The 25370-nt window shown below is 41.3% G+C and carries 18 protein-coding genes and 1 other annotated feature; of the genes, 16 read left to right on the plus strand and 2 right to left on the minus strand.

Annotation, left to right across the window (positions count from 1 at the left end):
* Positions 1-371 precede the first annotated feature (371 nt).
* The 4 genes from ACIQ0H_RS19515 to metG all read left to right on the plus strand — a co-directional run bounded on the left by ACIQ0H_RS19515 (position 372) and on the right by metG (position 4907).
* Positions 372-1718: a cytochrome ubiquinol oxidase subunit I gene (locus ACIQ0H_RS19515; RefSeq protein ID WP_403418566.1), complete on the plus strand. Its 1347-nt coding sequence runs from the start codon at positions 372-374 to the stop codon at positions 1716-1718.
* Entirely contained in the window at positions 1715-2740 is a 1026-nt protein-coding gene (locus tag ACIQ0H_RS19520; RefSeq protein WP_403418569.1) for a cytochrome d ubiquinol oxidase subunit II, read from the plus strand. Before ACIQ0H_RS19515 ends, ACIQ0H_RS19520 begins: the two co-directional genes overlap by 4 nt.
* Positions 2741-2753: 13 nt before the next feature.
* Positions 2754-2873, plus strand: a complete 120-nt coding sequence (gene cydS, locus ACIQ0H_RS19525; protein ID WP_403418572.1) for a cytochrome bd oxidase small subunit CydS family protein — start codon at positions 2754-2756, stop codon at positions 2871-2873.
* Between the two features lie 68 nt (positions 2874-2941).
* Positions 2942-3202, plus strand: a binding site (T-box leader).
* A 64-nt stretch (positions 3203-3266) separates the two neighbouring features.
* On the plus strand, positions 3267-4907 hold the full coding sequence (metG, locus tag ACIQ0H_RS19530; RefSeq protein WP_403418575.1) for a methionine--tRNA ligase: 1641 nt from the start codon (positions 3267-3269) through the stop codon (positions 4905-4907).
* 202 nt (positions 4908-5109) lie between these two features.
* On the opposite strand, the gene ACIQ0H_RS19535 is transcribed toward metG, so the two are convergent.
* Positions 5110-6297 carry an RNA-guided endonuclease InsQ/TnpB family protein gene (locus tag ACIQ0H_RS19535; protein WP_403418578.1) on the minus strand — a complete coding sequence of 396 codons (1188 nt, stop codon included), beginning with the start codon at positions 6295-6297 and terminating at the stop codon, positions 5110-5112.
* 246 nt (positions 6298-6543) lie between these two features.
* On the opposite strand from ACIQ0H_RS19535, the gene rlmD reads away from it, so the two are divergent.
* From rlmD to ACIQ0H_RS19560, 5 genes are all read left to right on the plus strand, one after another.
* Positions 6544-7905, plus strand: coding sequence for a 23S rRNA (uracil(1939)-C(5))-methyltransferase RlmD (rlmD, locus tag ACIQ0H_RS19540; protein WP_403418581.1), 1362 nt, complete (start codon positions 6544-6546; stop codon positions 7903-7905).
* Positions 7906-8070: 165 nt separating this feature from the next.
* Entirely contained in the window at positions 8071-8520 is a 450-nt protein-coding gene (locus tag ACIQ0H_RS19545; RefSeq protein WP_403418584.1) for a DUF1569 domain-containing protein, read from the plus strand.
* 35 nt (positions 8521-8555) lie between these two features.
* The gene (locus tag ACIQ0H_RS19550; protein WP_403418587.1) at positions 8556-9122 is read left to right on the plus strand and encodes a DUF4256 domain-containing protein; all 567 of its coding nucleotides are present in this window, start codon (positions 8556-8558) and stop codon (positions 9120-9122) included.
* Between the two features lie 191 nt (positions 9123-9313).
* Positions 9314-10675 (plus strand): cyclic 2,3-diphosphoglycerate synthase, encoded by a 1362-nt coding sequence (locus ACIQ0H_RS19555; protein WP_403418590.1) that lies wholly within the window; start codon positions 9314-9316, stop codon positions 10673-10675.
* Between the two features lie 204 nt (positions 10676-10879).
* Positions 10880-11755 carry a radical SAM/SPASM domain-containing protein gene (locus ACIQ0H_RS19560; protein WP_403418592.1) on the plus strand — a complete coding sequence of 292 codons (876 nt, stop codon included), beginning with the start codon at positions 10880-10882 and terminating at the stop codon, positions 11753-11755.
* Positions 11756-12057: 302 nt separating this feature from the next.
* Here the strand turns inward: ACIQ0H_RS19560 and ACIQ0H_RS19565 are convergent, their stop codons facing one another.
* Entirely contained in the window at positions 12058-12441 is a 384-nt protein-coding gene (locus tag ACIQ0H_RS19565; RefSeq protein ID WP_403418812.1) for a winged helix-turn-helix transcriptional regulator, read from the minus strand.
* Between the two features lie 255 nt (positions 12442-12696).
* Here ACIQ0H_RS19565 and ACIQ0H_RS19570 point away from each other — a divergent pair, with 255 nt between their 5' ends.
* The 7 genes from ACIQ0H_RS19570 to ACIQ0H_RS19600 all read left to right on the plus strand — a co-directional run bounded on the left by ACIQ0H_RS19570 (position 12697) and on the right by ACIQ0H_RS19600 (position 25262).
* A complete protein-coding gene (locus ACIQ0H_RS19570) occupies positions 12697-13413 on the plus strand; it encodes a 3-ketoacyl-ACP reductase (protein WP_403418595.1) in 717 nt (238 codons plus the stop codon).
* A 619-nt stretch (positions 13414-14032) separates the two neighbouring features.
* Positions 14033-15091, plus strand: a complete 1059-nt coding sequence (locus ACIQ0H_RS19575; RefSeq protein WP_403418598.1) for an Ig-like domain-containing protein — start codon at positions 14033-14035, stop codon at positions 15089-15091.
* Between the two features lie 131 nt (positions 15092-15222).
* Positions 15223-19323 carry an S-layer homology domain-containing protein gene (locus tag ACIQ0H_RS19580; RefSeq protein WP_403418601.1) on the plus strand — a complete coding sequence of 1367 codons (4101 nt, stop codon included), beginning with the start codon at positions 15223-15225 and terminating at the stop codon, positions 19321-19323.
* Positions 19324-19581: 258 nt separating this feature from the next.
* Positions 19582-20352 (plus strand): sporulation protein, encoded by a 771-nt coding sequence (locus ACIQ0H_RS19585; RefSeq protein ID WP_403418604.1) that lies wholly within the window; start codon positions 19582-19584, stop codon positions 20350-20352.
* A gap of 77 nt (positions 20353-20429) precedes the next feature.
* Entirely contained in the window at positions 20430-21362 is a 933-nt protein-coding gene (locus tag ACIQ0H_RS19590; protein WP_403418607.1) for an MBL fold metallo-hydrolase, read from the plus strand.
* Positions 21363-21402: 40 nt separating this feature from the next.
* Positions 21403-22032 (plus strand): M48 family metallopeptidase, encoded by a 630-nt coding sequence (locus ACIQ0H_RS19595; protein ID WP_403418610.1) that lies wholly within the window; start codon positions 21403-21405, stop codon positions 22030-22032.
* 407 nt (positions 22033-22439) lie between these two features.
* Complete coding sequence (locus tag ACIQ0H_RS19600; protein ID WP_403418613.1) at positions 22440-25262, plus strand: EAL domain-containing protein; 2823 nt, start codon at positions 22440-22442, stop codon at positions 25260-25262.
* Positions 25263-25370: the final 108 nt, after the last annotated feature.

Here is a 25370-nt window from a genome sequence, read left to right on the forward strand (position 1 = left end):
AATACTAATTTGGAAAAGCTGTATGAATGCCATTTAAGGGCATTCATACAGCTTTTTTAATTTACGTTAAGGACTGCAGAATGGAGTAGCTAGACTCATTACAAGTTGAAATTATTAAAAAGACGCATTTTTTAGATGTATAGAGGGTATAAGAAGTAGTAAGGATATAACTAGGTGAAGTAAGTTAAGCCAATGGCCGATGTTAAAAACTTTGAAAGGCTTGAATTGCATAAGGAGAATTGATTGGAAAGGGCGTGCCTTGATGTATAAAAAACAAGAAAAACGACTGATATGGCTGGCGTTTGTTATTGCGGGCATTATGTCGTTGTCCATTTTGGGGCGAATTTTTGGAGGTTGAGGGGGAATTATAGATGGGAAATGAAGAAGCAGTCTTTTTTTCACGTATCTTAACAGAAACGACCTTATCTTTTCATATTATTTACGCGACAATCGGCGTTGGGATCCCACTGATGATTATGATTGCTCAATGGGTAGGTATTAAGAAGAATGACGAACATTATATCTTACTTGCCCGACGTTGGGCACGTGGTTTTGTCATTACAGTTGCTGTCGGTGTTGTAACAGGAACTGCCATTGGCTTGCAGTTATCCTTGTTATGGCCGAATTTCATGGAACTCGCAGGGAATGTTATTGCACTTCCGCTGTTCATGGAAACATTCGCATTCTTTTTTGAAGCTATTTTCCTCGGCATTTATTTGTATACATGGGATCGTTTTGAAAACCAGAAGAAACATTTACTATTATTGATACCTGTTGCAATCGGGGCTTCATTCTCGGCGGTGTTTATTACGATCGTAAATGCGTTCATGAACGCGCCACAAGGGTTTGATATCGTGAACGGTGAGCTTATCAATATCAATCCATTGCTTGCCATGTTCAACCCTGCGATGCCAACGAAAGTGGCGCACGTCGTAGTAACTTCCTATATGACAGCTGCATTTGTGCTGGCGTCGGTTGCAGCATTCCGCTTGTTGAAAGGCTCGAATCATGTTTACCATAAAAAAGCGTTGTACCTAACGATGAAAGTCGGCCTTGTGTTTTCGGTTGCGGCAGCTATCATCGGTGATTTTTCGGGGAAATATTTAGCGGAATACCAACCGGAGAAATTAGCCGCGGCTGAATGGCATTTCGAAACGGAGGGGAATGCACCGCTTATCCTCTATGGTGTGTTGGATGACGGAGAAGTGAAGTACGCTATTAAAATTCCGTTTGCGTTATCGATACTAGCACATAGTAATCCAACCGCAGAAGTAATCGGACTTGACGAATTTGCGGAGGAAGATACACCACCGTTATACATCCATTACTTATTCGACACCATGGTGACAATTGGTATTTGGATGACAGTGCTGTCCGGTGTGTTCTGGCTAGGTACAAAACTACGTTGGAAAATGGTCACGAGGAGATGGTTCCGCTGGCTGATTGTGTTCGGAGGACCACTCTCCATCTTAGCGATTGAAGCAGGTTGGTGGATGGCTGAAGTGGGCAGGCAGCCGTGGATTTTACGAGGCATCCTGCGTACGCAGGATGCGGCTACGACGAGTGGTCAGGTTAGTACCATGCTTATTCTGTTCTGTTTACTTTATCTCGTTTTAGGAGTCGGCAGTGTCGTCGTGCTTCGAAGGATGTTCCGAAAAAATCCGGTCGAACGTGAAATAGAAGACCGTGAGATGGAGAAAGGCGGTGATATGCTATGACGCTCGAAATACTCGGTATTTCCGTTCTGTGGACTTTCCTATTTGGGTATATTCTCGTGGGTGCCATTGACTTTGGGGCAGGGTTCTTTAATGCGTATAGCTTATTGACAGGCCGTCAACGTATTTTAACGAATATCATTCAACGATATCTATCCCCCGTTTGGGAAGTGACGAATGTTTTTCTTGTGTTCTTTTTCGTAGGGATTATCGGTTTCTTTCCGAAGACGGCTTTTTATTATGGGACGACGTTACTCGTACCTGTCAGTATCGGGGTAATCCTCCTAGCGATTCGTGGTTCATATTATGCATTTGAAACGTACGGGGCACGCGGTCATAAAGGTTATTCCTTTATGTATGGTCTTGCAGGTATTCTCATTCCAGCTTCGCTTTCCATCGTCTTGACGATTTCAGAAGGCGGTTTTATAGAAATGGTGGACGGTAATCCAGTCCTCGATTATTGGGTGTTGTTTACGAGTCCGCTGACGTGGGCGGTGGTCGTACTAAGTATTGCAGCAACGTTGTATATTTCTGCTGTATTTTTGACATGGTATGCCAACAAAGCCGGCGATGTAGAAGCAACGAAACTGCTTCGCAAGTATGCGCTCATTTGGGCATTGCCGACAATGATTACAGCAGGTGGCATCATCGTTGAACTAAGAAACCACAATCCAGTGCATTACAGCAATATCCAGCTATTCTGGCCGATGTTTTTAGTGTCGTTCCTCTTGTTTGTTGGAACGGTTTGGTTGCTTTGGATACGTCGCAAATACGGGCTGGCATTCATATTGCTAGTGGGGCAATTTGCATTTGCTTTCTTCGGTTATGGCGCATCCCATTATCCATATTTGCTATATCCGTATTTAACGATTTACGATAGCTTTACGAATCCAGCCATGGCTATTTCATTGATTGTCGTGTTCATCATGGGACTCGGATTACTAATTCCGTCACTATATTTACTCATGCGCTTGTTCTTGTTCGATAAAGACTACGTTCGCGGAAAAGGTAAACACCACGCATAAGGAGGGATGATTCATGACACATTTTCTCATGTTTTACGCACCATTCATCGTGCTCATTGGCTCGCTTGTCATCGCATTTGTCGTCGCTCCGATGGATGGATCAGTACGAAAACAGGTTAAGGAAGAGAAGTAATGCCACGAGAAATTGTGTTGAATTTCCTTGCGTTTTTTCAGGAAGTTCATTATTATGAATAGAAATAATGAAAAGCGATGAAGAGGAAAAGTAAAATGTGGCGTCCTATAGAGAGCTTCTGTCGGTGGAAATGAAGCGGATTAATCGTTTGAACATGATCTCTGAGCTGCGTACTGAACGTGATCTCACTAGTAGGCTACGACAAGATTTGACACTTGTTACAAATGTCAAAGTATAAAAGCAGTTTTGCTTTGTACTTTTGGAGGCAGACAATGTGAGTTGTTTGTGTAACTAAGGTGGTACCACGAGTTTTAAACCTCGTCCTTATCGATTTTTTTCGATAGGGGCGAGGTTTTTTTGCGTTTATTTATTTAAAGAAATGGAGAGGTTAACATGAGTATTTTTATTGGAGGAGCATGGCCGTATGCCAACGGTTCGTTGCACTTAGGGCACATCGCAGCATTATTACCGGGGGATATTTTAGCACGTTATTATCGATTGAAAGGTGACAAGGTGTTGTATGTATCAGGGAGTGACTGTAACGGAACGCCTATTTCAATCCGGGCAGACCAAGAAAGGGTCACAGTTAAAGAAATAGCAGACCGATTCCATAACGAGTTTACAGATTGCTTTACGAAATTAGGATTCACATATGATTTATATACAAGAACGGATAGCCCACATCATCATCAAACCGTACAAAAAATCTTTTTAACGTTGCTTGAAAATGGCTATTTATATAAAAAAGAAATTGAGCAAATGTATTGTCAGCATGACCAAAAGTTTCTTCCAGACCGCTACGTGGAAGGGGAATGTCCGACCTGTGGGGCGAAGTCACGAGGCGATCAATGTGATAATTGTTCCACGATTTTGGATCCCTTAGATTTGATCAAACCTGTATGTAAACTTTGTGGCCATACGCCAGAGAAGAGAACAACCGAGCATTTTTATTTTGAATTAAGTCAATTTCAACATGAACTGGATGCCGTTGTCGAGACTGCCAAACTCCATAAAGTATGGAGGGATAATGCGATTCAATTATCTAAACGCTATTTGAAAGAAGGACTACAAGATCGTGCAGTCTCCAGAGATATCGCAAATGGTGTCAGTATCCCTGTTAAAGGTTTCGAAGATAAAAAAGTGTATGTGTGGATTGAAGCTGTTTCTGGGTATTATTCGGCAAGTATGGAATGGGCGGCTCAAACGGGGAAAGATGTCAACGAATTTTGGAGTGAAGATACGATTTCTTACTACGTCCATGGCAAGGATAATATCCCGTTTCACTCCATCATTTGGCCGGCGATTCTGTTAGGGATCAAAAATCCAGCATTACCGACACATATCGTTTCCAATGAGTATTTGACGCTTGAAAAAAAGAAGTTATCGACAAGTAACAACTGGGCAGTGTGGGTTCCGTATATTTTAGAACATTATCACTCCGATTCAATTCGTTACTTTTTAACAACCAATGCGCCAGAAAATCGGGACACTGATTTTTCATGGAGAGAATTTATATCCAGTCATAACGCTGAACTCCTTGGCGCGTATGGCAATTTTATCAACCGGACATTGAAATTCCTGGAGAAATCATACGAAGGACAAATTTCAACCGGGGAAATAGATGTAGCGATTGAAGGGAGTATTGAACAGTTATATGTCCGTGTCGGCAAGCTAATTGAAGAGGGGCATTTCAAGCAGGCATTGGATGGTGTTTTTGAGTTCATTCGCTCTGCCAATAAATATTTTGACCACGAACAACCGTGGAAGCAACTCACAGAGGATAAAGCGGCTTGTGATAATACATTACTGACATGTGTCCATATCATTGCCAATACCGCTCAGTTACTATCGCCATTCCTGCCAACTACGAGTGATGAAGTGAAAGGAATGCTGAACTTAGCGGACTTCGAGTGGCAAGTGATCAAGAAATCATCCTATCAGTTTACGGGGGTAAAGCCTTTATTCGATCGGATTGATACGAAGAAAATCGAAGAAGAGCTAGCTAAATTAGAAGAAGAAAGTAAACCTTCATGAACCTCCCCACTTAAAACATTCCGTTTTTGAAGTGAGGGTTTCCTACTACATCGCCAAAACTGCTCCAACAAAGCATATGGGTGGCATATACTTTTTGTGACGTATCACAGAAGTCTGTTTCGACAAATTCGATAGGCAACAGTCGTTCCGCCTTTTTGACGGGGCGACAGGGCCGGAACTAGCCGTCTACTACTTTTTGCACTTAGGCAATCCGTAGATACTTTGTCTTGTTTAGGGCAACATCAAGGAGACGAATTTCACCGTAGAACGTTTTGGTGAAAAAGTTTGAAGCACCGTGAATGTCTCGATGATTGGTGTAGCCACAGGAACAACGATAGTTTCTCGAAGACACTTTTTTGCGTCTCGCACAACAAGGGCATTGTTGTGTTGTAAAGCTCTCATCATGCTTTTTGAATTTGATGCCTTCTGCTTTTAGCTTGTATGCTAAATAGTTCGCAACTTTGCCGAAAGACCAATTGGATAGTTTCTGACTTGTTTTGCGGTGTCGTACTTTTTTCTTTTTGCGGCGTGACGTATTGCGCTGGACGCCGTCAACATCGCCAAATGCGACTTCACCCACTTCATTTGCTATGCACCAATCCACAAAATTACGCGTGGATTTATGCAAGGCATCTTGCAACTGTTTGACGCTTTTGGATAGGACATATTGCTTGGCGCGATTGTATTTTTTCCATTGCTTCGAATACTTTTTACATCGTGCCATTTTCCTTTGGAGTTCAGCCAGTTTTTTATTGCGTAGTTGGTGGAAAGAACGGACTTTTCGTCCCGTAATGATAATGTTTTCACCATTTTCGGCAACTGCCGCAATCGTATGGACTTCGCCGACATCGATGGCGGCACGGTTCTCGAAAGAATGATCTTGTACTTGTTGTCCATCTTCAAAAGACAGTGACAACATGAGTCCACGGTCATAAATTAGCTCAATTTCTTTGATTTGCCCTTTCGGTAATGCTTTGATCCATACGATGAGTGGTTCTTGTCTTTTGCCCTCAAAATCACCCATAGACAGCTGGATTTTACCGTTTTCAAATAGCTTGAAGCCGTTATTCGCCCATTTTATGTTGAAATTTTTCTTTTGTTTGTATGGATATTTCGTGTTGCAGCCTACTTTTCTGGCATTTTTTGCACCTGTACGCGCAAAGATGTATTTGTGGCAAACTGCTTGAATGGACTGTGAGTGGATAGGGAATTTCCCTTTTGTACCTTTTTGCAACTGACTTTTTGTGATCCATTTGCCTGTTGCTAACTGAGTTTCTTTTGCAAGGAGTAGACAGTGATTCCAGACGTCCGCAGATACGCGGTTACATTCATATAGTCGATGGATGGTTTCTTGTCCTGCACGAAACGCGGTTTTCATGCACCGAATCATCGTATTCACCCCTTTTTGAAGTTTCATTACTTTGTCTACCCGATATAACATAAACGAAACAAATGTTTCGTCGGTAATGCGCAATTATTCATGTTCTGACTGGTGCCAGCCGAAATTCATCCCCCACTTTCACTGGGCTACGCCCGTAACGTTTAGAAGTGGGAGACTTCTTTCGGTGGGCTGTTACAGACGGGTGTACCTGTTTCTATGGTAAACTAGAGACATCTGAAATGTGGAGGAAAAATGATGTCTTTTAGTGTAAATAGAAATGAAAAATTGAATGTCTTTGTAGAGGACTTAACGCATGATGGCTCGGGTGTTGCGAAGGTAGAAGGTTATCCGCTGTTCATCCCGGGTGCGTTGCCTGGTGAAGAGGTATATATACAAGTTGGTAAAACGTTGAAAAACTATGGCTTTGCACGTTTGTTGAAGGTGACGAAGGCATCGCCAGACCGTGTTGAGCCACCTTGCCATGTGTTCTCAGAGTGTGGCGGTTGTCAGATGCAGCATTTGTCCTATGAAGGGCAGCTTGTACAAAAACGGAAAACCGTACGTGACGTAATGGACCGTGTTGCGAAGCTACCGCATGTGCCGGTTCACCCTGTCAAAGGAATGGACGACCCTTGGCGCTACCGCAATAAATCACAGATTCCTTTCAGTGAGCGCGATGGCAAAGTCGTTTCCGGCTTTTACAAATCACGCACACATCATATCGTAGACACGGATATCTGTCTCATCCAAAGTCACGAAGCAGATGACCTAATGGCGATGTTGAAATATGAACTACACGCGATGGGCATGGATGCTTATGATGAAAGAACACATCTAGGTATGCTTCGGCACTTAATCGTCCGTAAAGGGCGCACAACAGGCGAAGTGATGGTCGTGTTAGTGACGCGCAAAAAGAAATTCACGCAAAAAGATGCGGCCATTGAATTGATTAAGCGTGTCGTTCCAGGCGTGACATCTATCATGCAAAACGTCAATGATCAGAAAACCAACGTCATTTTTGGCGATGAAACCATTTTATTGCACGGAAAACCAGTGATTGTCGATTCGATCGGCAACATCGATTTCGAAATATCTGCCCGTTCATTCTACCAAGTGAATCCTGAACAAACGGAAGTATTATACGGACAGGCACTCGACTATGCACAATTGACAGGGAATGAATCTGTTATTGATGCCTATTGCGGTATCGGTACAATCTCCTTGTTCATTGCACAACGAGCGAAAGAAGTGTATGGGGTTGAAATCGTCCCTCAAGCTATAGAAGACGCTAAACGTAATGCGGAATTGAATGGCATCGACAATGCTTATTTCGAAGCAGGGGCGGCAGAAGTCGTCATTCCGAAGTGGTACGCTGACGGTAAACGATTCGACGTATTAGTCGTCGACCCACCGCGCAAAGGCTGTGACGAAGAGCTTTTGAATACGATTTTAGAGTACAAGCCGAAACGCGTTGTATATGTTTCATGTAACCCGGGGACACTTGCGCGCGATTTACGCATCCTTGAAGATGGTGGCTATCGTACGCAGGAAGTGCAGCCGGTGGATATGTTCCCGCATAGCAGTCATGTTGAATGTGTGGCTTGGTTGGAGATTTGATTTGAAATATAACAAAGGTAAGGAATTGACGAAAATCGATTCTTTGCCTTTTTTATCGAGTAGGATTGATCCGGGGTGCTTGGTTAAAACTCCTAATTACCTGTAATTTATCTGTAATGCGCTGGCTTCTATGAAACGCTCATCAAGTAGAAGGGAAGGCAAAGAATGAAAAATATTTTTGACCTCAAGCATACGATTGAAATTTTAGCACGTATCGATAAGTTGGGCGCCCATTCACAACCATCTTGGGGGAAGATGAATGTTGGTCAGATGCTGGCTCACTGCTCTGCATTCCAGGACATTGCTTCTGGGGATTCTTTCCCAAAGAGAGGATGGCTAGGGATCGTGATTGGCGGATTTGTGAAATCGATTATGTATAATGACAAGCCATTGCCACACGATATGTCAACAATTCCAACCATTTTATTTACAGACGAAAGAGATTTTGAGAAGGAAAAAGTATTATTGAAACAAAAAATCGACTTATTTCAACGCAATGGACCGGAGAAGTGTACGACTCATCCTCATCCCTTTTTCGGTAAGCTAACTGCCGAGCAGTGGGGCATAGGTATCTATAAGCACTTGGACCATCATTTAACGCAGTTTGGTGTTTAGTTTTCTCGGTCTCAAACAATAAGGAGGAAATGGATATGACAAAAAGAAATAAGGAATTGTCACCAGAACAACGTGAAGAATTACTCGAAGTACTGAAAGCTCGTTTTGAAAAAAACATGAATCGCCATGCAGAACTTGAATGGGCTAAAATTCAAGAAAAGCTAGAAGCGAGTGCCGAAAAACTCTGGTCGCTAAATGAGATGGAAATAACCGGTGGTGAACCGGATGTTGTCGATCATGATGAACAGTCAGGCGAATATATTTTTTATGATTGTTCAGCAGAAAGCCCTAAAGGCCGTCGAAGTTTTTGTTACGATCTGGAAGCGTTGGAATCAAGGAAAAAACATAAACCAGAAAATAACGCGATTGATATGGCTGCGGACATGGGTATTGCGCTTTTAACAGAAGAACAATACCGGGGATTGCAGGAACTTGGGAATTTCGATTTGAAAACGTCAAGCTGGGTGGAAACACCTGCTAACATTAGAAAACTCGGTGGGGCGATCTTTTGTGATTGTCGCTATGACACTGTCTTTGTGTATCACAATGGAGCAGATTCTTACTATGCTGCCCGGGGTTTCCGTGGCTCGCTAAGGGTCTAAATTTAGGTGGCACAAAGACATCCTTAAAGTGAAAAATGTTAGTTAACGTGAAGAGAAGTTAAAAGAGAGAAGATACATCGCGAATAGTGATGTATCTTTTTTTTATTTCGTGCATATTCAAAAAACTTATTGTATTAAAATTCATATAGATGTATAATCATGAAAACATTGTAATTACAGGAGTGATACTAATGGAGAGAAAAAATACAATTATTATCGGTGCTGCAGGAAGAGACTTTCACAATTTTAATACAGTATATCGTGATAACGAATTATATAATGTTGTTGCTTTCACGGCAACGCAAATACCTGATATAGATGGACGTAAATATCCAAGTGAATTAGCGGGTGAACTATATCCAGAAGGAATTCCGATTTATTCACAAGAACAATTACCACAGTTGATTGAAGAATTAGATGTGGATGAATGTGTGTTTGCTTATAGTGATATTAGTTATGAAGATGTGATGGGGATTGGTGCGATTGTCAATGCAGCAGGTGCTAACTTCACACTACTTGGACCAAAAGGCACGCAGTTAAAAAGCAATAAACCGGTTATTTCTGTTTGCGCAGTGCGAACTGGAACGGGTAAAAGTCAAACGTCACGAAAAATTATTGAAACGTTATTGGAGCATGATTTAAAAGTCGTGGCAGTGAGACATCCGATGCCTTATGGTGATTTAAATGCCCAGCGCGTTCAGCGTTTTGCGACAGTAGAGGACTTAAAGAAACATAATTGTACGATTGAAGAAATGGAAGAGTATGAACCACATGTGGATCGTGGAAATATTGTCTATGCGGGTGTGGATTATGCAGATATTTTAGCGGCAGCTGAAAATGATCCGGATGGTTGTGATGTAATTCTTTGGGACGGAGGAAATAATGATTTCTCTTTCTTCAAGCCAGATTTAGCGGTTACTGTCTTGGATCCGCATCGTCCAGGTCACGAGTTGAAATACTATCCTGGTGAAGTGAGTTTACGAACAGCTGACGTTGCGATCATTAATAAAATTGATAGTGCAACAGCAGAAGCGATTCAAATCGTAGAAAATAATATTCAATTTGCGAGTCCTACTAGCACCATTATTAAAGCGGAGTCGAAGATTACGGTAGACAATCCGGAAAGTATTGTTGGTAAACGTGTATTAGTTGTTGAAGACGGGCCTACATTGACACACGGAGAGATGAAAATTGGTGCGGGTACGGTTGCGGCTGAACGTTTAGGCGCGAAGGAAATCATTGACGCACGTCCGTTTGCGGTAGGTTCATTAATCGAAACGTTTAACAAATATCAACATATTCAAAACGTCCTTCCAGCGATGGGGTACGGCGAACAGCAATTGAAGGATCTTGAAGAAACCATCAATAATGCTGACTGTGATGCCGTGATCATTGGAACACCGATGGATTTATCTCGAATTATTTCGATTAATAAGCCGTATACGCGTGTACATTATGATTTAGATGAAGTTGGTAGCCCAAATTTAAGCGGAATTTTAAAAGGGTTTATCGAGCAACATAAGCTTGTACAGTCAACATCTGATATGAAATAACAAACGACAGCGCAGGGATTCCCAAGTGAATCTCTGCGCCTTTTTTAGGTTGAAGGGATGAATTCTCCGTACCGGCTAATCAAACTCGCTCAATTGTGACACAGGTACCAACAATAAATTGAAATCTGCCCTCAAAGCTATTAAACTTTGGTAAAGTGAATAAGAATCTATTGATAACTACAGAACTGGAATGGTGAATAAATCTTGAAAACATTTAAAAAGGTGTATGTCGAAATCATAAGTGTGTGTAATCTGGCTTGTAGCTTCTGTCCTCCAACGATTCGAGAAGCAAAAATTATCAAACTAGATGCATTTAATGACATCTTAGATCAGATAAGGCCACACACGAAGTATATTTATCTTCATGTTAAAGGTGAACCTCTTATGCATCCACGAATCGATCAATTATTGGATGCTGCCCACGCCAAGGGATTCAAGGTGAATATCACGACGAATGGGACGCTTATTAAAAAAAATGCTAAGAAATTACTGGGTAAACCAGCTCTGCGTCAAATAAACTTTTCGCTACACAGCTTTGACGGACATGAGGGCTCTGAAAATCGAGAAAAGTACTTGGGCGATATTCTTGAATTTGTACGTGAGGCTAAGGAATATAATACGATTATTTCGTATCGCTTATGGAATCTTCAACAAGAACATGCAAATGACTTAGCGAAGAGAAGAAACCGTGAAACATTAGAAATTCTGGAGAATGAGTATAACTTAGACTTCAAGATTGAAGAAAAAGTACAGCCAGGTAAAGGCGTGAAAATTACGAAGAACGTTTATCTCAATCAGGACCATGAATTCCGTTGGCCTAGTCTACTGGCGCCTGAGGATGAAGGCAAAGGATTTTGTCATGCGCTTCGCAGTCAAGCAGCCATTTTGGTAGATGGAACAGTTGTCCCTTGTTGTCTTGATGGAGAAGGCGTCATTAACTTGGGTAATGTCAAAGAGAAATCTTTTGCTGAAATTGTTGACGGAGAACGAGCAAATAATCTGGTTGATGGTTTTTCTAGAAGAGAAGCGGTTGAAGAATTGTGTAGGAAGTGCGGATACAGACAGAAATTTGGCGTTTAACCAAGTGTACTACTAATCAATAAAGGTTCTATTACAATTTTAAGTTGTGATAGGGCCTTATTTTATCATTATGAAAGGTGTCAGGTATCCATTGGATTTTGAACCATTCGAACATTTTTTTATGGAGACACAATGTTGCTGTAGGGACTATCCCCATACAAAAATCACCTTCTCCAATAGCTATATAACTCGAGAGAAAACCATCGCATTTATCATCCATTATGAGCGATGGTTTTCTTCTAGGTTATGTATTTTGCTAACAGCACAGGCAATTTATAAAATCTGAAATTCCCTAGTTGCTTTTATTCCTCCACATAATCGACTTCTTGTTTAATTTGTTCTATACGTTTTTTTCCCCAATCATACATCATTTCAACGATTGGTAGTAATGTCATCCCAAGTTCTGTCATTGAATATTCGACTTTCGGAGGAACTTCTGGAATCACTTCTCTATGAACAATTCCATCTTCTATCAAGTCACGTAATTGGTTTGATAATATTTTGTGGGATACTTTTGGGAAAAGCCTTTGAAGTTCGCTGAATCGATGTGTCCCTTCTACACCTAAATGCCACAAAATAACGACTTTCCATTTCCCACTAATAATCGATAATGTAAGTTCTTTTTCACAATGATAATCACGATTTAATATTCTTTCTTGGATCTCATTTCTTAATGTATCTGACATGGATAGTAACTCCTTTTTTATAGTAGTAACCATTTGGTAACCTCCGCACAAAAAAGTGCGTTCTTCACAATAGAGAAAACTGTAGGTAGAATGAAGTTAGTCTTAAAGATGAATTATATCCGAGTAAAACCGCGTAATTAAGTATACCATCAGAACAGTTTTATCAAACGTGGCTTACTCAAGTATTAATTTTTTTAGTCTATTACACTTTATTTCGTCAAAAATAAATCTAACTCATCTAAAGGAGCAAAAAACATGCAAACAATCTCAGGAAAAGTAGCATTAATTACAGGGGCAGGGCGTGGAATTGGACGTGCAACAGCAGTAGCTTTCGCGCAGGAAGGTATTCACGTAGGTCTTGTTGGACGTACGCTTGAAAATTTACAACAAGTTGCAGAGGAACTTAAACAGTATGATGTGAAGGTAGCAATCGCTTGCGCGAATGTAGCGGATTTAGACTCTATCACTGCAGCTGTTGAATCAATTCGTGGTGAGCTTGGTGCAATCGATATTTTAGTAAATAATGCCGGCATTTCAAAATTCGGTAGCTTCATGGACTTAACGCCTGAAGAATGGACAAATATTATCGATGTCAACGTTAATGGTGTGTATTATACAACGCGTGCGGTATTACCAGAAATGATAGAGCGTAACACAGGCGATATCATTAATATCTCATCAACAGCTGGCCAAAAAGGTGCACCAATTACAAGTGCATACTCGGCTTCAAAAGCTGCAGTTATCGGACTAAGTGAGTCATTAATGCTTGAAGTGCGTAAGAAAAATATTCGCGTTACTACGTTAACGCCAAGTACGGTTGCAACAGATATGGCTGTTGAGCTAAATTTAACAGACGGTAATCCAGAAACAGTGATGCAAGCAGAAGATTTAGCAGACTTAATGGTTGCCCAGCTCAAACTTCATCCACGTGTTGTATTAAAACATGCTGGACTTTGGTCGACGAACCCTTAATAGAACTATTCAAAATATCAAGGCGCTATCCGATGTATGTTGGATGGCGTCTTCCTTTTTAGAAGAAAAAGCTCTAATGGAGGATATAAAATATATAACTTTAACTAGGGGATGAAGAGTATTTCTTCCTTGGTTTAGTTTTCAAGATGTGCGCCAATCGTTTTATCAAGGTCCGTGCAACTAAGCATGGGCCTATTTTGTATGTGTCTACGAGCATAAAATTTTCCTTTACAAAAGCTTCATTAGAGATTTACACGCATGTAACCTATTAAATTTGGATATAACATACAATTTGATTTGTACATAAAGAAGATTTTGACTACTCAAAAGGAAATGTTTGTAAAAACGAAAATTGTTTTTCGAGCCAGAGCTTGCGGTTCCGAAAAAGGTAGGGGATTGTGCACTCTGGTTAGGCAAATTTATTTTTCAAAGGGTACCAGTACATTGGGGGGTGGTGCGTACGGAGTGAAATGGTCTTTACTGAACACATTAGGCTTTCCAGATCATGTATAAGTGGATGCATAAAACTAAAAAAGTTTCTTCATAGGATTCAAGTATTTCCATGAGACAACCACATGCATATGAAAATGAAAAAAATAGTAGAAATGAGGATTGCCCAATGAACAATAAACGAAATCGAAAAATGTTGCGTCTAATCAGTTATGTCGCGTTAGTCATGATGTCGATTGTTAGCTTGTCCGCTACATCTTTCATACCTGTCGTTAAGGCGGCTTCCGATCAGACGTTAACCATGGACAATCTTCAGTATCTTCAAGGGGATGCTATCAGCCTATCGTATACAGGGGCGGGTGCTAGCGGGACGGATTGGGTCGGCATCTATCAAACCGGAGATGTTCCTCCAGCTTCTGGCGTATCGCTGAGATGGAGTTATTTAAAGTCTGGAGACGGAAAAGTTAATGTGAACAATGGGCTAGCCCCAGGTACTTACGATGCGCTTTATATGCTTGATGACGGCTATACGATAGTAGATCGCAAGACATTCGAAGTCGTTCAACGCGTCCTTGTTAATGGCGTGACGCTAGATCAACAGACTGTCATCATGACGGAAGGCGAAACCCAAACAGTAACGGCTACTGTTACACCTGCTAATGCAAACGATACCCAAGTTGCGTGGGAAAGTAGCAATCCTGCTGTAGTATCTATCACTTCAACAGACGGTAGCGTTGCGCTAGTTGGCAATAGCGCTGGATCGGCAATGGTGACAGTAACAACGGCTGATGGAAATTTTATGGCTACAGCCAATGTGACAGTAGAGTCAGATTTGACGTTACAAAACATAATCGAAAGTGCTGAGGCCAAGTACGATGCAGCAGTGGAAGGCAACGAGGATGGTCTGTATGCAGCTGGCTCGAAAGCTCAATTGCAGTCGGCTATTGATGCGGCCAATGAGATTGTAAATGATGCGAATGCTACAGAGGAGCAGGTGAAAAGTGCGAAAGCTGCATTGAAATCGGCTATTCAGGTGTTTGACAATCAGAAAATAAGCGCAGATGTCAATGGAGATGAAAGAATCACTGTTGGGGATTTGGCTATCGTTGCAGGTGGATTCGGTAAACAACCAGAGCAAGAGGGCTGGAATGAAAAAGCCGATGTGAATCACGATGATAAGGTTGATCGTGTAGACCTCGAAATCGTAGCCAAAGCGATTCTACGATAAATATATTTTGCAAACGATTTGAAAGTAACGTTTGTGGGGGAGAATCTATGGCCTTTCACACGATGATGCTGGCGTAAATCGAACATTTAGCTGTACAACAGCCCGTACTTACATTAGGAGGTTACCCAATAATGAAAAGAATTGTATCATGTACGCTAGCAATGACGATGATGTTCGGTATGTTATCACCTGCCGTAAACGCGGAAAACCTTAAAAATGTCGACAGTACCACTGCAACGACAATGAACAACATGTTAAATGACGACTCCCTGATGGCATCGATTACATTCGATAACGACTTAAAGAACGATGTAGACCAAGAAGAGTTGATTAGAAAAGGAAATTATAGTTTCGTAGACGGTGTAGTGCCTGGGAACAAGGCGCTGCGTATCGAAAATGGAAACGGCAATAACGTCAGTACGAAGCAAAGCTTAGGTTTTGGTGAGGATAGTTTTACTGTATCTTTTTGGTATAAGGGCGATACGAACGATAATCAGGTCATCTTATCCAACAAGGATTTTAGTAGTGGCTCTAACGCGGGTTGGGCGATTTACACATCAGCTAATGCGGTCAAAATGAATCTCGGATTCCCGACCGCAAAAGAAAAGAACATATCCTTTGGTCGCGACACATTTGAAGCAGCCAAATGGCGCTATGTAACCTATGTGGTAGACAGAGAGAAAATGCTCGCATCGATGTATATTGATGGTTACCAAATGGCCGAAACGACGCTGAAGTACGGATCATTAGATACATCGAACGGATTACATATCGGTTCGGATGGAGTGGGCAACCTTGGCGGAAATGCATTCGCTATCGATGAGCTGAAGATTTGGAAAGGTGCAATCAGCAGCGATGCAGTTAAAACGAATTATCATCGTTACGATGTCAATCAAGTAGATTTGACTGCACTAAGCGACACAATCGCAAAAGCGAAATCAATCCTAGCAGACGGCCTCGACAAGGGCTTCAGCGAAACTGATTTTAATTATTTGCAAAAAGTGTATACGACAGCAAATACAGTTGCAACAACGCAAAAAGAACAGTTATTTACACAGGAAACGCTCAATTATTATGAACGTGAACTAACCAACGCAATCTTCATTTATGAAAAAAGTAACAAAACAGAAACGCCGGCTGATTTAAATGTGATTGTGGATAGCGACGCCGAAATCAGTGGTAATCCCGATGCAATCGCGCGTGTGGAAGGAAATTTCAGAAAAGAACTGAAAATATTCCCGCAAGCTGATGTAATGTTTCTGACTGGAGATGTTACAGGTGGTAACAATGCCATCGAATATAAGTGGATGGGTGATTTGACAGGCGTATACGAAAAACTTGAAAGTGAAGGGTTATTTGATAATACCGAGTTTTATATGATAAGGGGTAATCATGATATGGGCGGCGCCGAAAAATTAATTCCTGAAGGTTCGGCGGGTGCGTGGAATGAAGAAACGAACTCATACGATAACAATTTCTTTAACGATGCTTATCGGGTTAAAGTAAAAGGATACAATTTTGTAGGTTTTGACGGCAATTATGACAATGAAAACACGTCAGGCAAAGCTAAAAAATTTCTTGATGACATCAAAAAAGAAGAGGATTACGATCCAACAAAACCTCTATTTGTCTCTTCCCACTTTCCAGTAAGTGGAACGACGTGGTCGTCAGCATGGAGTAGTGGAGCAAGTAATAATGTGGGTAAATATATTGCGAATAATGATTTGTCTCAGGTGCTATATATGTCAGGTCATACGCATTTCGACCCGACCGACGAACGTTCTCTCTATCAAGGTGAGGCTACGTATCTTGAAGCCGGTTCGACGTCATATTCCAGTTATATTGATGGCGGTCCGTACGGCGGATATATAGAAGGTTCGTATATCAATTACAAAACTGCACCTCGCATCGCGAATTTCTTAGAGGTATACGACACAAAAGTTATCCTCAAACAGTATAATTTAAACACAGAAGAGTTTGTAGGGGTACCTTTTGTAATGAACGTCGGTGAAGGAAAAGATGCTTTTACGTATAACAAGAGCGATTCCAGAGAACTCATCGCTCCGCAATTTGATGAGGCTATTACAATCAAATCCTTCGAAAACAACGAGCTTACTTTTACGATGAAGCAAGCCGAAGATAATGTACGTGTGTTGGAATACAATGTACAGCTGATCAACAAGCTTACGGGGGAAGTTGACAAATCATTCAACAGTCTCTCGCTTCCGTTAGACAAGCCTTTCGATGAGCACAGGGAATACAAGATTACAGGGGTGTCGTCAATTATTCCGTACACACTCCGCGTATTCACTGCGGATTCCATGTATAATCGCTCGTCACAGGACATCGACATTACGCCTGAAGATGTTAATTTAAAGAGCATCACTGCACCTGCTGACAAAACAGGGGTAGCAATCGGAGCGGCGAAGACAGCAGATGCCCTTGGATTGCCAAGGACCGTATCCGTGGTTACCGATGGTGGTATTGGCGAAGCCAAAGTAGCATGGGATGTAGAGGCGTCAAACTATGATCCTGATCAAACGACTGTACAGACCTTTACTGTAAATGGCGCTATCACACTGCCAATTGGTGTGGAAAATCCAAATGACTTACCTTTGACAACAAGCATGAACGTAACGGTTAATAAAATCGCTCAGTCACAAATGACAGCAACGGCGACAAGTGAGGAAACAGAAGGTGAAGATAATTCAGCATCCAATGCAATTGACGGCAATACACAAAGCTTTTGGCATTCCAAGTGGGATAAATCTGATGTACTTCCACAATCGATTACAGTAAACCTCGGAGGAACGTACAACATTAACCAGTTAGCGTATTTGCCAAGGCAGTCCGGTCTTAATGGGACTATAACGGCCTATACGATCTATGTAAGTACAGATGGAGTGACTTTTACCGAAGTTGCAAGTGGAAATTGGGCGAAAGACGCTGCTGAGAAAGTAGCAACTTTTGATCCGACAGACGCATCCCATATCAAGCTCGAAGCGACAGCGGCTGAAAATGGCTGGGTATCGGCTGCAGAAATCAATGTATTGTTAGAATCGACACCTTCGGAAAAGCCACAAACAGTTATAACTGGACCTGAAAAGGTGGCTACTGGCGAAACGTTCAATCTGAAGATGGGACTGAACGGCGAACACCAATCGCTGTTTGCTCAAGATTTGACGCTGCACTATGATCCGAAGGTTTTGAAGCTCGATTCGATTACATCGCTGTCGGACGAATTCCAAGTCATCGAACAAAAGGAGACAGCGCCGGGACAAATTCGAGTCATGGCTGCTAGCATGGGGGCGGACGTTCCTACGCAAGGTGATTTGCTCGCATTCCATTTTACGGGCAAAACGAGTACGCAAGCTTCTGATAAAACGATAATATCGATAGATAACGTTGTGATTGCAAACGAACAAGGGAAAGAGCAGCAGGTAGGTGGTGCCTCCCATGGTGTAACAGTGTCAAAGAGGAACGGTAATGTCGATGAAATTCCGTCAGTACCAACTCTAACACCAGAACCAAAGCCGACACCTAAACCAGAACCAACACCAGAACCAAAAGATCATGTATTCAAAAGTAATGTTATAAATGAAGAAAACTTAATTGAGGCGATTAAGACTAAGGTAGAGGAAGCTAAGAAATCTAATGATCAGATTAACCTGGCTGACTTGAAAGGACATTGGGCAGAAAAGAACGTTGCTACGTTCGTGAAACTGAATGTGGTCGCTGGGTTTAAGGATGGAACGTTCCGTCCGAACAATCAAATCACACGCGCTGAGTTTGCAGCGATTATTGGTCGCGTATTCGAAGTTAACGGCAGTGCTAATGGTGGGGTTAAATTGAAAGATATTAACAATCATTGGGCTAAAAATGAGATTAACAAACTGGTAGCTGCAGGAGTGATTACCGGACACAAAGACGGTACCTTCAGGCCGGATAGAACGATTAGCCGTGAAGAAATGGTCATCATTCTGTCCCGCATTGTCAACTTAAGTGAAGTTTCCAAAGATGATGCAAAAGGGGACTTCACAGATATGTCTAACGTAAGTTCTTTCGCCGCGAATCAAATCAAACATGCCGCAAAAGCTGGCATTATCAGCGGAAGGTCAAATGGGACATTTGATCCGAAAGGCAACTCGACACGTGCAGAGGCACTGACAGTCATTTTAAATGCATTGAGCTTGAATGAGCAAATTAAAACACATTTGAACAGCTTGAACTAATCCACTTTACCTGAGGGGGTTAGATGTAACAAGCAACGAGACGGTGTTATGTAAAATCATTGAAAAGGTTGATCAACCAGAAAAGGTACAGCTCCTCAAGAATTTTGAGAGATCTGTATCTTTTTCTGTATAATGATGAATATAAGAACCGAAAGAAGTTCAAAAGTTGCCATCATGCACCCCTTACATAATGAATGAAACCTTTTAGCTGTAAGATTCGTATACTAACCAAACGTAAATGAATGAGGAGGTCTACACATGTCATTTTTCAATAAAGTACTTGGAAGTTTTGGTATAGGTGGAGCAAAGGTAGATACGAAATTGGAAAAGTCGGAGTATACTGCTGGTGATATGATGACAGGGAAAGTTGAAATATATGGTGGCAAAATCGAGCAGCAAATTGACTCTATTTATTTAACGGTATATACGACTTATATTCGTGAGTCGAATGATAAAAAATATACTGATGTCGCTACAGTAATTAAACATAAGATTAACGAACCCATTTCAATTGGGCCGGACGAAACGAAATCGATTCCATTTTCTATGGAGCTACCTGCTGAAACGCCAATTACCTACGGGAAAACCAAGGTGTGGGTTGAAACTGGCCTGGCTATTAAAAACGCTGTGGACCCGGAAGATCGGGATTATATAGATATCCGCCCAACCCAACTTGCAGCACGCATCTTAGGAGAAGTGGAACGACTAGGATTTAAATTGCGAAAAGCGGAGTGTGAGCAGGCTTCTAGGAATATGCGTCATCGCTATCCGTTTGTTCAGGAATTTGAATTTGTTCCGACAAGTGGTGCTTTCCGTGGGCGTCTAGACGAATTAGAAGTCGTGTTCCTTTCGCAAACTGATCAATCTGCAGAACTACTTTTGCAAGTTGACCGAAAAGTTAGGGGGCTAGGAAGTTTTCTAGCAGAGGCACTTGAAATGGATGAAAGTCATATTAGACTATCTGTCACAGCGCAAGATTTACCGAATCTTGATGAGAAGTTAAAAAAAGTTATCGCAAACCATATGTGAGGGAATGTAGGTTTTTTAGTGCCAGTCACGCATTTAATCTAAAATAAGAGAAATTCAAGCGAGGTATGTATCCATCTATGAAAAAGATGCGCTATGAAAATACGGATAAAAGTGCAGCACTTGCTACATTTAAAGATTTACGACAGTGGCGAAAAGAACGTAAAAGCAAACAGAAAGATTTATCATACCAAGTGCCGTTGGTAGAAAAAACGGAAGAGGCATTTTTACAACGAAACCGGATAATTCCGACCATCACATGGATTGGGCATTCCACTTTTTTGATTCAACTAAATGGACTCAACATCCTAACAGATCCGGTTTGGGCAAATCGTCTGGGTACGGATAAACGACTAACACCCCCAGGACTTCCAATAGGGGATTTACCGCCCATCGACGTTGTTCTCATTTCACATAGCCATTACGACCATCTTAGCTATTCCTCTATTAAAAGGCTAAAAGGTGATCCGACCTTTTTGGTCCCAATTGGACTTGGGAATTGGTTTCAAAGAAAAGGGTTCCGCAAAACTGTGGAATTTAACTGGTGGGATGAGCAGCAACTGAATGGGGTAACGATTGCCTTTGTACCAGCCCAACATTGGTCGAAAAGAACGCTAACAGATACCAATCACTCCCATTGGGGCGGATGGGTGATTCAGGATGCAAGGCAAACCATCTATTTCGCAGGAGATAGTGGGTATTTCAATGGATTTCGTGATATCGGGGATAAGTACGCCATTGATTATTGCTTGATGCCGATTGGTGCGTATGAGCCGGAATGGTTCATGGCTGCCCAGCACGTTAGTCCGGAAGACGCTGTGAAAGCCTTCATCGATACACGTTCAAAAGTGATGATCCCGATGCATTATGGTGCATACCGATTAGCCGATGATACACCGAAGGAAGCACTTGATCGATTGCTGGCTGAATGGGAAAATAGAAAGCTAGCTAGTGAGAAGTTAGCGATTATGAAACTTGGAGAAACCATTAAGATAGAGGCTTCTTCTACTTGAAAGGAGAAGGAATGAACTGAAAGTTAAAATTGAAAATGAAATGATTACATGTAATGTGCAGTATGGAAATAGGAAGAAATTATCGATACATATAGATCCGTTTGGTTTTATAACGGTTAAAGCACCTAAAGGCACAAGTGAAGAACTAATTGTCAGTGCAATAGAAAGCAAAGGGAAATGGATACTAGAGAAAATCCATGCAATTGGTGTTGCCAGGGAAACCCCTAAGGCAAGGGAGTATCATACGCAAGGAAAGTTCTTACACTTAGGGAAAGAGTGTTTTCTTCATGAATTAATCGAGATTAATGAGTTAGATGAAGAGATGCTTAAACGAAATCTTAAGAAGTTCTATATCAATAGCTGTAAGGCGGTTGTAGGAGAACGAATAAAAATATATCAAAAACAGCTGAAAGTAAAGCCTAAAACGATTGAAATCATAGAGTCTAGGATAAAGTGGGGGAGCTGTAGTTCGGATAGAAATTTGACCTTTAACTATCGGTTAGCAATGGCTCCCATTGAAGTGATCGATTATGTAATCATTCATGAACTCTGTCATATTACCCATATGAATCACGATCGATCATTTTGGAGACGTGTTGGAAGTATCATGCCAGACTATAAAGAAAAAGAAGCGTATTTAGCAAGGCATGGACAGTCGATGTCATTATAAGAAACGGTTACATTTTGAGAAAAATGTGACCGTTTTTTTGTATTCGGAAAATAAATCTCTCCTCCCCCTTCTGAAAGCAGCTGTAGTTGTTGGTGTTTTACTGATTTATTTAGGGGTCCTAAATCCAAGAACTCTACTATTACGAATTAACACACTTCTAAAAAGCAATCATAAATGTCGAATGTTGTCGAGGGAAGTAATATAATAGACTGATAGTGGGAATTATAAAGGTATATTGTCTTGGTAACGAAATTTTGTAATAGTGGATAAAAGTATCACTTAGTTGCCGATATAAAAGGTACCTTTCTTCTCGTAAGGGAAAGCCAAGGGGAATTGAAAATGTTTAGATCAGATGACTAACTTACACGTATATGGACAAAAGACTGGTGCGACAGGGGCTTACAAAAGTGAACTTAAAAAATGCGTATGAGACGCAATTAGAAACGAGCATAAAGATAGCACTTGAAAAGGACCAGTTTCGATTATCGTATCAACCAAAAGTTGATGTAGTAACAGGAAAAATTGTAGGGGTAGAGGCATTAATCCGATGGGAGCATCCTGAAAGAGGAATCATCCCTCCATTGGATTTCATACCCATTGCCGAAGAAACGGGGCTAATCATCCCGATTGGTGAGTGGGTATTGCGAACCGCCTGTAAACAAAATAGGATTTGGCAAGAAGCAGGTCTCCCCCCATTCGTAATCGCGGTCAATCTTTCTGCCCGGCAACTGTATCAAACAGATTTGGTTCAAATGGTTCAAGATGTACTCGGCGAAACGAAACTGGCTCCCGAATATTTGGAGCTTGAAATTACAGAAAGTATGATGATGGACGTTCAGCATGTTCTTCCAATCGTAAAAGAATTAAAACGAATGGGTGTCCGACTCAGTCTGGACGACTTTGGAACGGGTTATAGTTCTCTTCACTATTTGAAGGAGTTTCCGATTGATGAAATCAAGATAGACAAATCTTTTGTTCGTGTTTGCACTTCGGATGCAAAGGATGCCACGATTACCAAGGCCATTATTGCAATGGCCCATCAGCTTAAACTGAGCGTTGTGGCTGAAGGTGTGGAAACAAAAGAACAATTAGTTTTTCTCCAACAGCATCTATGCAATAAGGCGCAGGGTTTTTTGTTTAGCAAACCTATATTGCCAGAAGAATTTGTGCAAAACTTTGAGAAAATAGAACGAATCGCCAAACAAGAGGGGATTCCACAAGAGTTAAGTAGACAAAAGTGGTTGGAAGAGGCCTTGGAAAATGCTCGCCAAGAGTTGCAAGATACGGTCAGGCAGCAACAAGGAATGATTTTCAAGTTTACTGAACGAAATGGAAAATTCATTCATACGCTTAGCTCTGGAGAATTGCTGAATAAAATAGGACTTGGCCCGCAAACACTCATTGGAAGAGACCTTTATGAGGTACTTCCATTTCATGAGGCTGAAAGAAAGTCCTATTATTACCGCAAGGCGTGGGAAGGCGAAGAAAACGTCAGCTACGAAGGGAAACTCAATGGTGTTTGGTATCTTGCTTCACTCCGCCCTATTCGAAAGGCTGGAAAAGTCGTTGAGGTGATTGCTTCTTGTGTGGATATTACCAAACGAATAGAAAGTGAAGAACGTTTTCAGAAGATCGCCGCCTTTTCGCCAATGGGGATAGGTATTTTTAGTGATGGGCAAATTCTTTATACGAACCTATCCGCTTTGAAAATTTTACGGGAAGACAATGTGGTAGGGAAATCAATATATAATTTTCTACCGACGGATACCTCCGCGATTGCTGAACAGCGATTGGCAATCTCTGGAAGAGAGCCTTCAACGGTTGAGATGAACCTCAAACTCCATGATGGGGAAATAGTTGAGGTGGAACTGACAACAGTTCCTATCAATTATGAAGGTAGTCCATCGATTTTAGTGCTATTTAGTGACGAAACGAAAAGAAAAAAGACTGAACAAACGTTTCGAAACTCGATAAAAAAACTGGAGGACGTGAATCTAGCTTTAGATGAATCCTCTATTTTAGCTATCACAAACAAAAAAGGAATTATTCAATTCGTGAATGATAAATTTTGTGAAATCTCCAAGTACCCAAGGGAAGAATTAATGGGGAAAGATCATAAAATCTTAAATTCTGGCTACCATCCGAAGGGATTTTTTAAAGAAATGTGGCGAACGATTGGTCGTGGAAAGACTTGGAAAGGGGAAATTCGAAATAAAGCGAAAGACGGTAGTTTTTACTGGGTTCATACTACCGTTGTGCCCTTCTTAAACAGTAATGGAAAGCCTTACCAATATGTGTCTATACGAACGGATATCACCGAACGAAAACAAGTGGAAGAGGCGCTTCGACTTAGTGAAGAACGGTATCGGCTAATCACAGACAATATGACGGATCTCGTATGTATTATCGATGGGAATGGATTTTGTAAATATGCCTCCCCTTCTCATTTTGCTGTCTTAGGTTTTCCAATCGGTGTGTATGGCCAGAAAGATGGGAGAGACTTGATACATGCAGATGATGTTGAACAAATGAACATACAATTTAAGAAGATGGTCGATACAAAAAAAGGTGGAACTGTTGAATTACGTTGCAAAGATGCAAATGATAATTGGATGTGGTTGGAAGCGAGAGCCACTCCGATTTTCGATAAAGAAGGAGTCTTTGAACATTTTCTCATCGTTTCGAGAGAGATATCTGAAAGAAAAATGTATGAAGAGAAGTTAACGTACATGGCCTATCATGATATGTTGACAGATTTACCAAATCGTAGACTGTTTCTAAAAATATTAAAGAAATCATTAGAAGAAGCCATTCAATATCAGCGGAAAATGGCAGTGATTTATCTAGATATGGATGGTTTTAAACAGATTAATGACACGTTTGGTCATGATGTGGGGGATGAGGTTCTCAAACAATTTGTTCAAAGAGTTCAAGGGGAACTTAGTGAGGGCGCTACCTTTGCAAGACAAGGGGGAGACGAGTTCATGGTCGTACTTCCCGATTTACAAGCAGAACAAGATGCAATAGACATTGCTGAACGGATTATCATCTCGCTTCAAGAACGTTGGCAAAGTAATGGGCTTAAAGTTAAGATGACTGCTAGTTTAGGCCTTGCTTTTTATCCTAGAGACGGAGAGACGGAGCATAAGCTGATGGAATTTGCAGATAAGGCATTGTATCGGGCAAAGGAGGGGGGGAGAAATAACTATAAAACGTATTCCATCATGTGAGAAGACAAGGTCTTGAATTGGATCTAAAACGACCATTACAAATAGTGCCAGGTATCCGCTACGAGTTGAATCGTTTTGGGTACCTGGTACTTTTCATTTTTATATCTG

The organism is Sporosarcina sp. NPDC096371, assembly GCF_044762865.1.
Classification (GTDB): domain Bacteria; phylum Bacillota; class Bacilli; order Bacillales_A; family Planococcaceae; genus Sporosarcina.

Excerpts from the sequence above, each read along its gene's own strand:
- ACIQ0H_RS19590 (WP_403418607.1), top strand. The coding sequence starts at position 20,430 with ATGAAAAAGATGCGCTATGAAAATACGGATAAAAGTGCAGCACTTGCT.
- ACIQ0H_RS19575 (WP_403418598.1), top strand. The coding sequence starts at position 14,033 with ATGAACAATAAACGAAATCGAAAAATGTTGCGTCTAATCAGTTATGTC.
- ACIQ0H_RS19580 (WP_403418601.1), top strand. The coding sequence starts at position 15,223 with ATGAAAAGAATTGTATCATGTACGCTAGCAATGACGATGATGTTCGGT.
- ACIQ0H_RS19535 (WP_403418578.1), bottom strand. The coding sequence starts at position 6,297 with ATGATTCGGTGCATGAAAACCGCGTTTCGTGCAGGACAAGAAACCATC.
- rlmD (WP_403418581.1), top strand. The coding sequence starts at position 6,544 with ATGTCTTTTAGTGTAAATAGAAATGAAAAATTGAATGTCTTTGTAGAG.
- ACIQ0H_RS19515 (WP_403418566.1), top strand. The coding sequence starts at position 372 with ATGGGAAATGAAGAAGCAGTCTTTTTTTCACGTATCTTAACAGAAACG.
- ACIQ0H_RS19570 (WP_403418595.1), top strand. The coding sequence starts at position 12,697 with ATGCAAACAATCTCAGGAAAAGTAGCATTAATTACAGGGGCAGGGCGT.
- ACIQ0H_RS19545 (WP_403418584.1), top strand. The coding sequence starts at position 8,071 with ATGAAAAATATTTTTGACCTCAAGCATACGATTGAAATTTTAGCACGT.
- ACIQ0H_RS19595 (WP_403418610.1), top strand. The coding sequence starts at position 21,403 with ATGATTACATGTAATGTGCAGTATGGAAATAGGAAGAAATTATCGATA.
- cydS (WP_403418572.1), top strand. The coding sequence starts at position 2,754 with ATGACACATTTTCTCATGTTTTACGCACCATTCATCGTGCTCATTGGC.
- ACIQ0H_RS19565 (WP_403418812.1), bottom strand. The coding sequence starts at position 12,441 with ATGTCAGATACATTAAGAAATGAGATCCAAGAAAGAATATTAAATCGT.
- ACIQ0H_RS19555 (WP_403418590.1), top strand. The coding sequence starts at position 9,314 with ATGGAGAGAAAAAATACAATTATTATCGGTGCTGCAGGAAGAGACTTT.
- ACIQ0H_RS19520 (WP_403418569.1), top strand. The coding sequence starts at position 1,715 with ATGACGCTCGAAATACTCGGTATTTCCGTTCTGTGGACTTTCCTATTT.
- ACIQ0H_RS19585 (WP_403418604.1), top strand. The coding sequence starts at position 19,582 with ATGTCATTTTTCAATAAAGTACTTGGAAGTTTTGGTATAGGTGGAGCA.
- ACIQ0H_RS19550 (WP_403418587.1), top strand. The coding sequence starts at position 8,556 with ATGACAAAAAGAAATAAGGAATTGTCACCAGAACAACGTGAAGAATTA.
- metG (WP_403418575.1), top strand. The coding sequence starts at position 3,267 with ATGAGTATTTTTATTGGAGGAGCATGGCCGTATGCCAACGGTTCGTTG.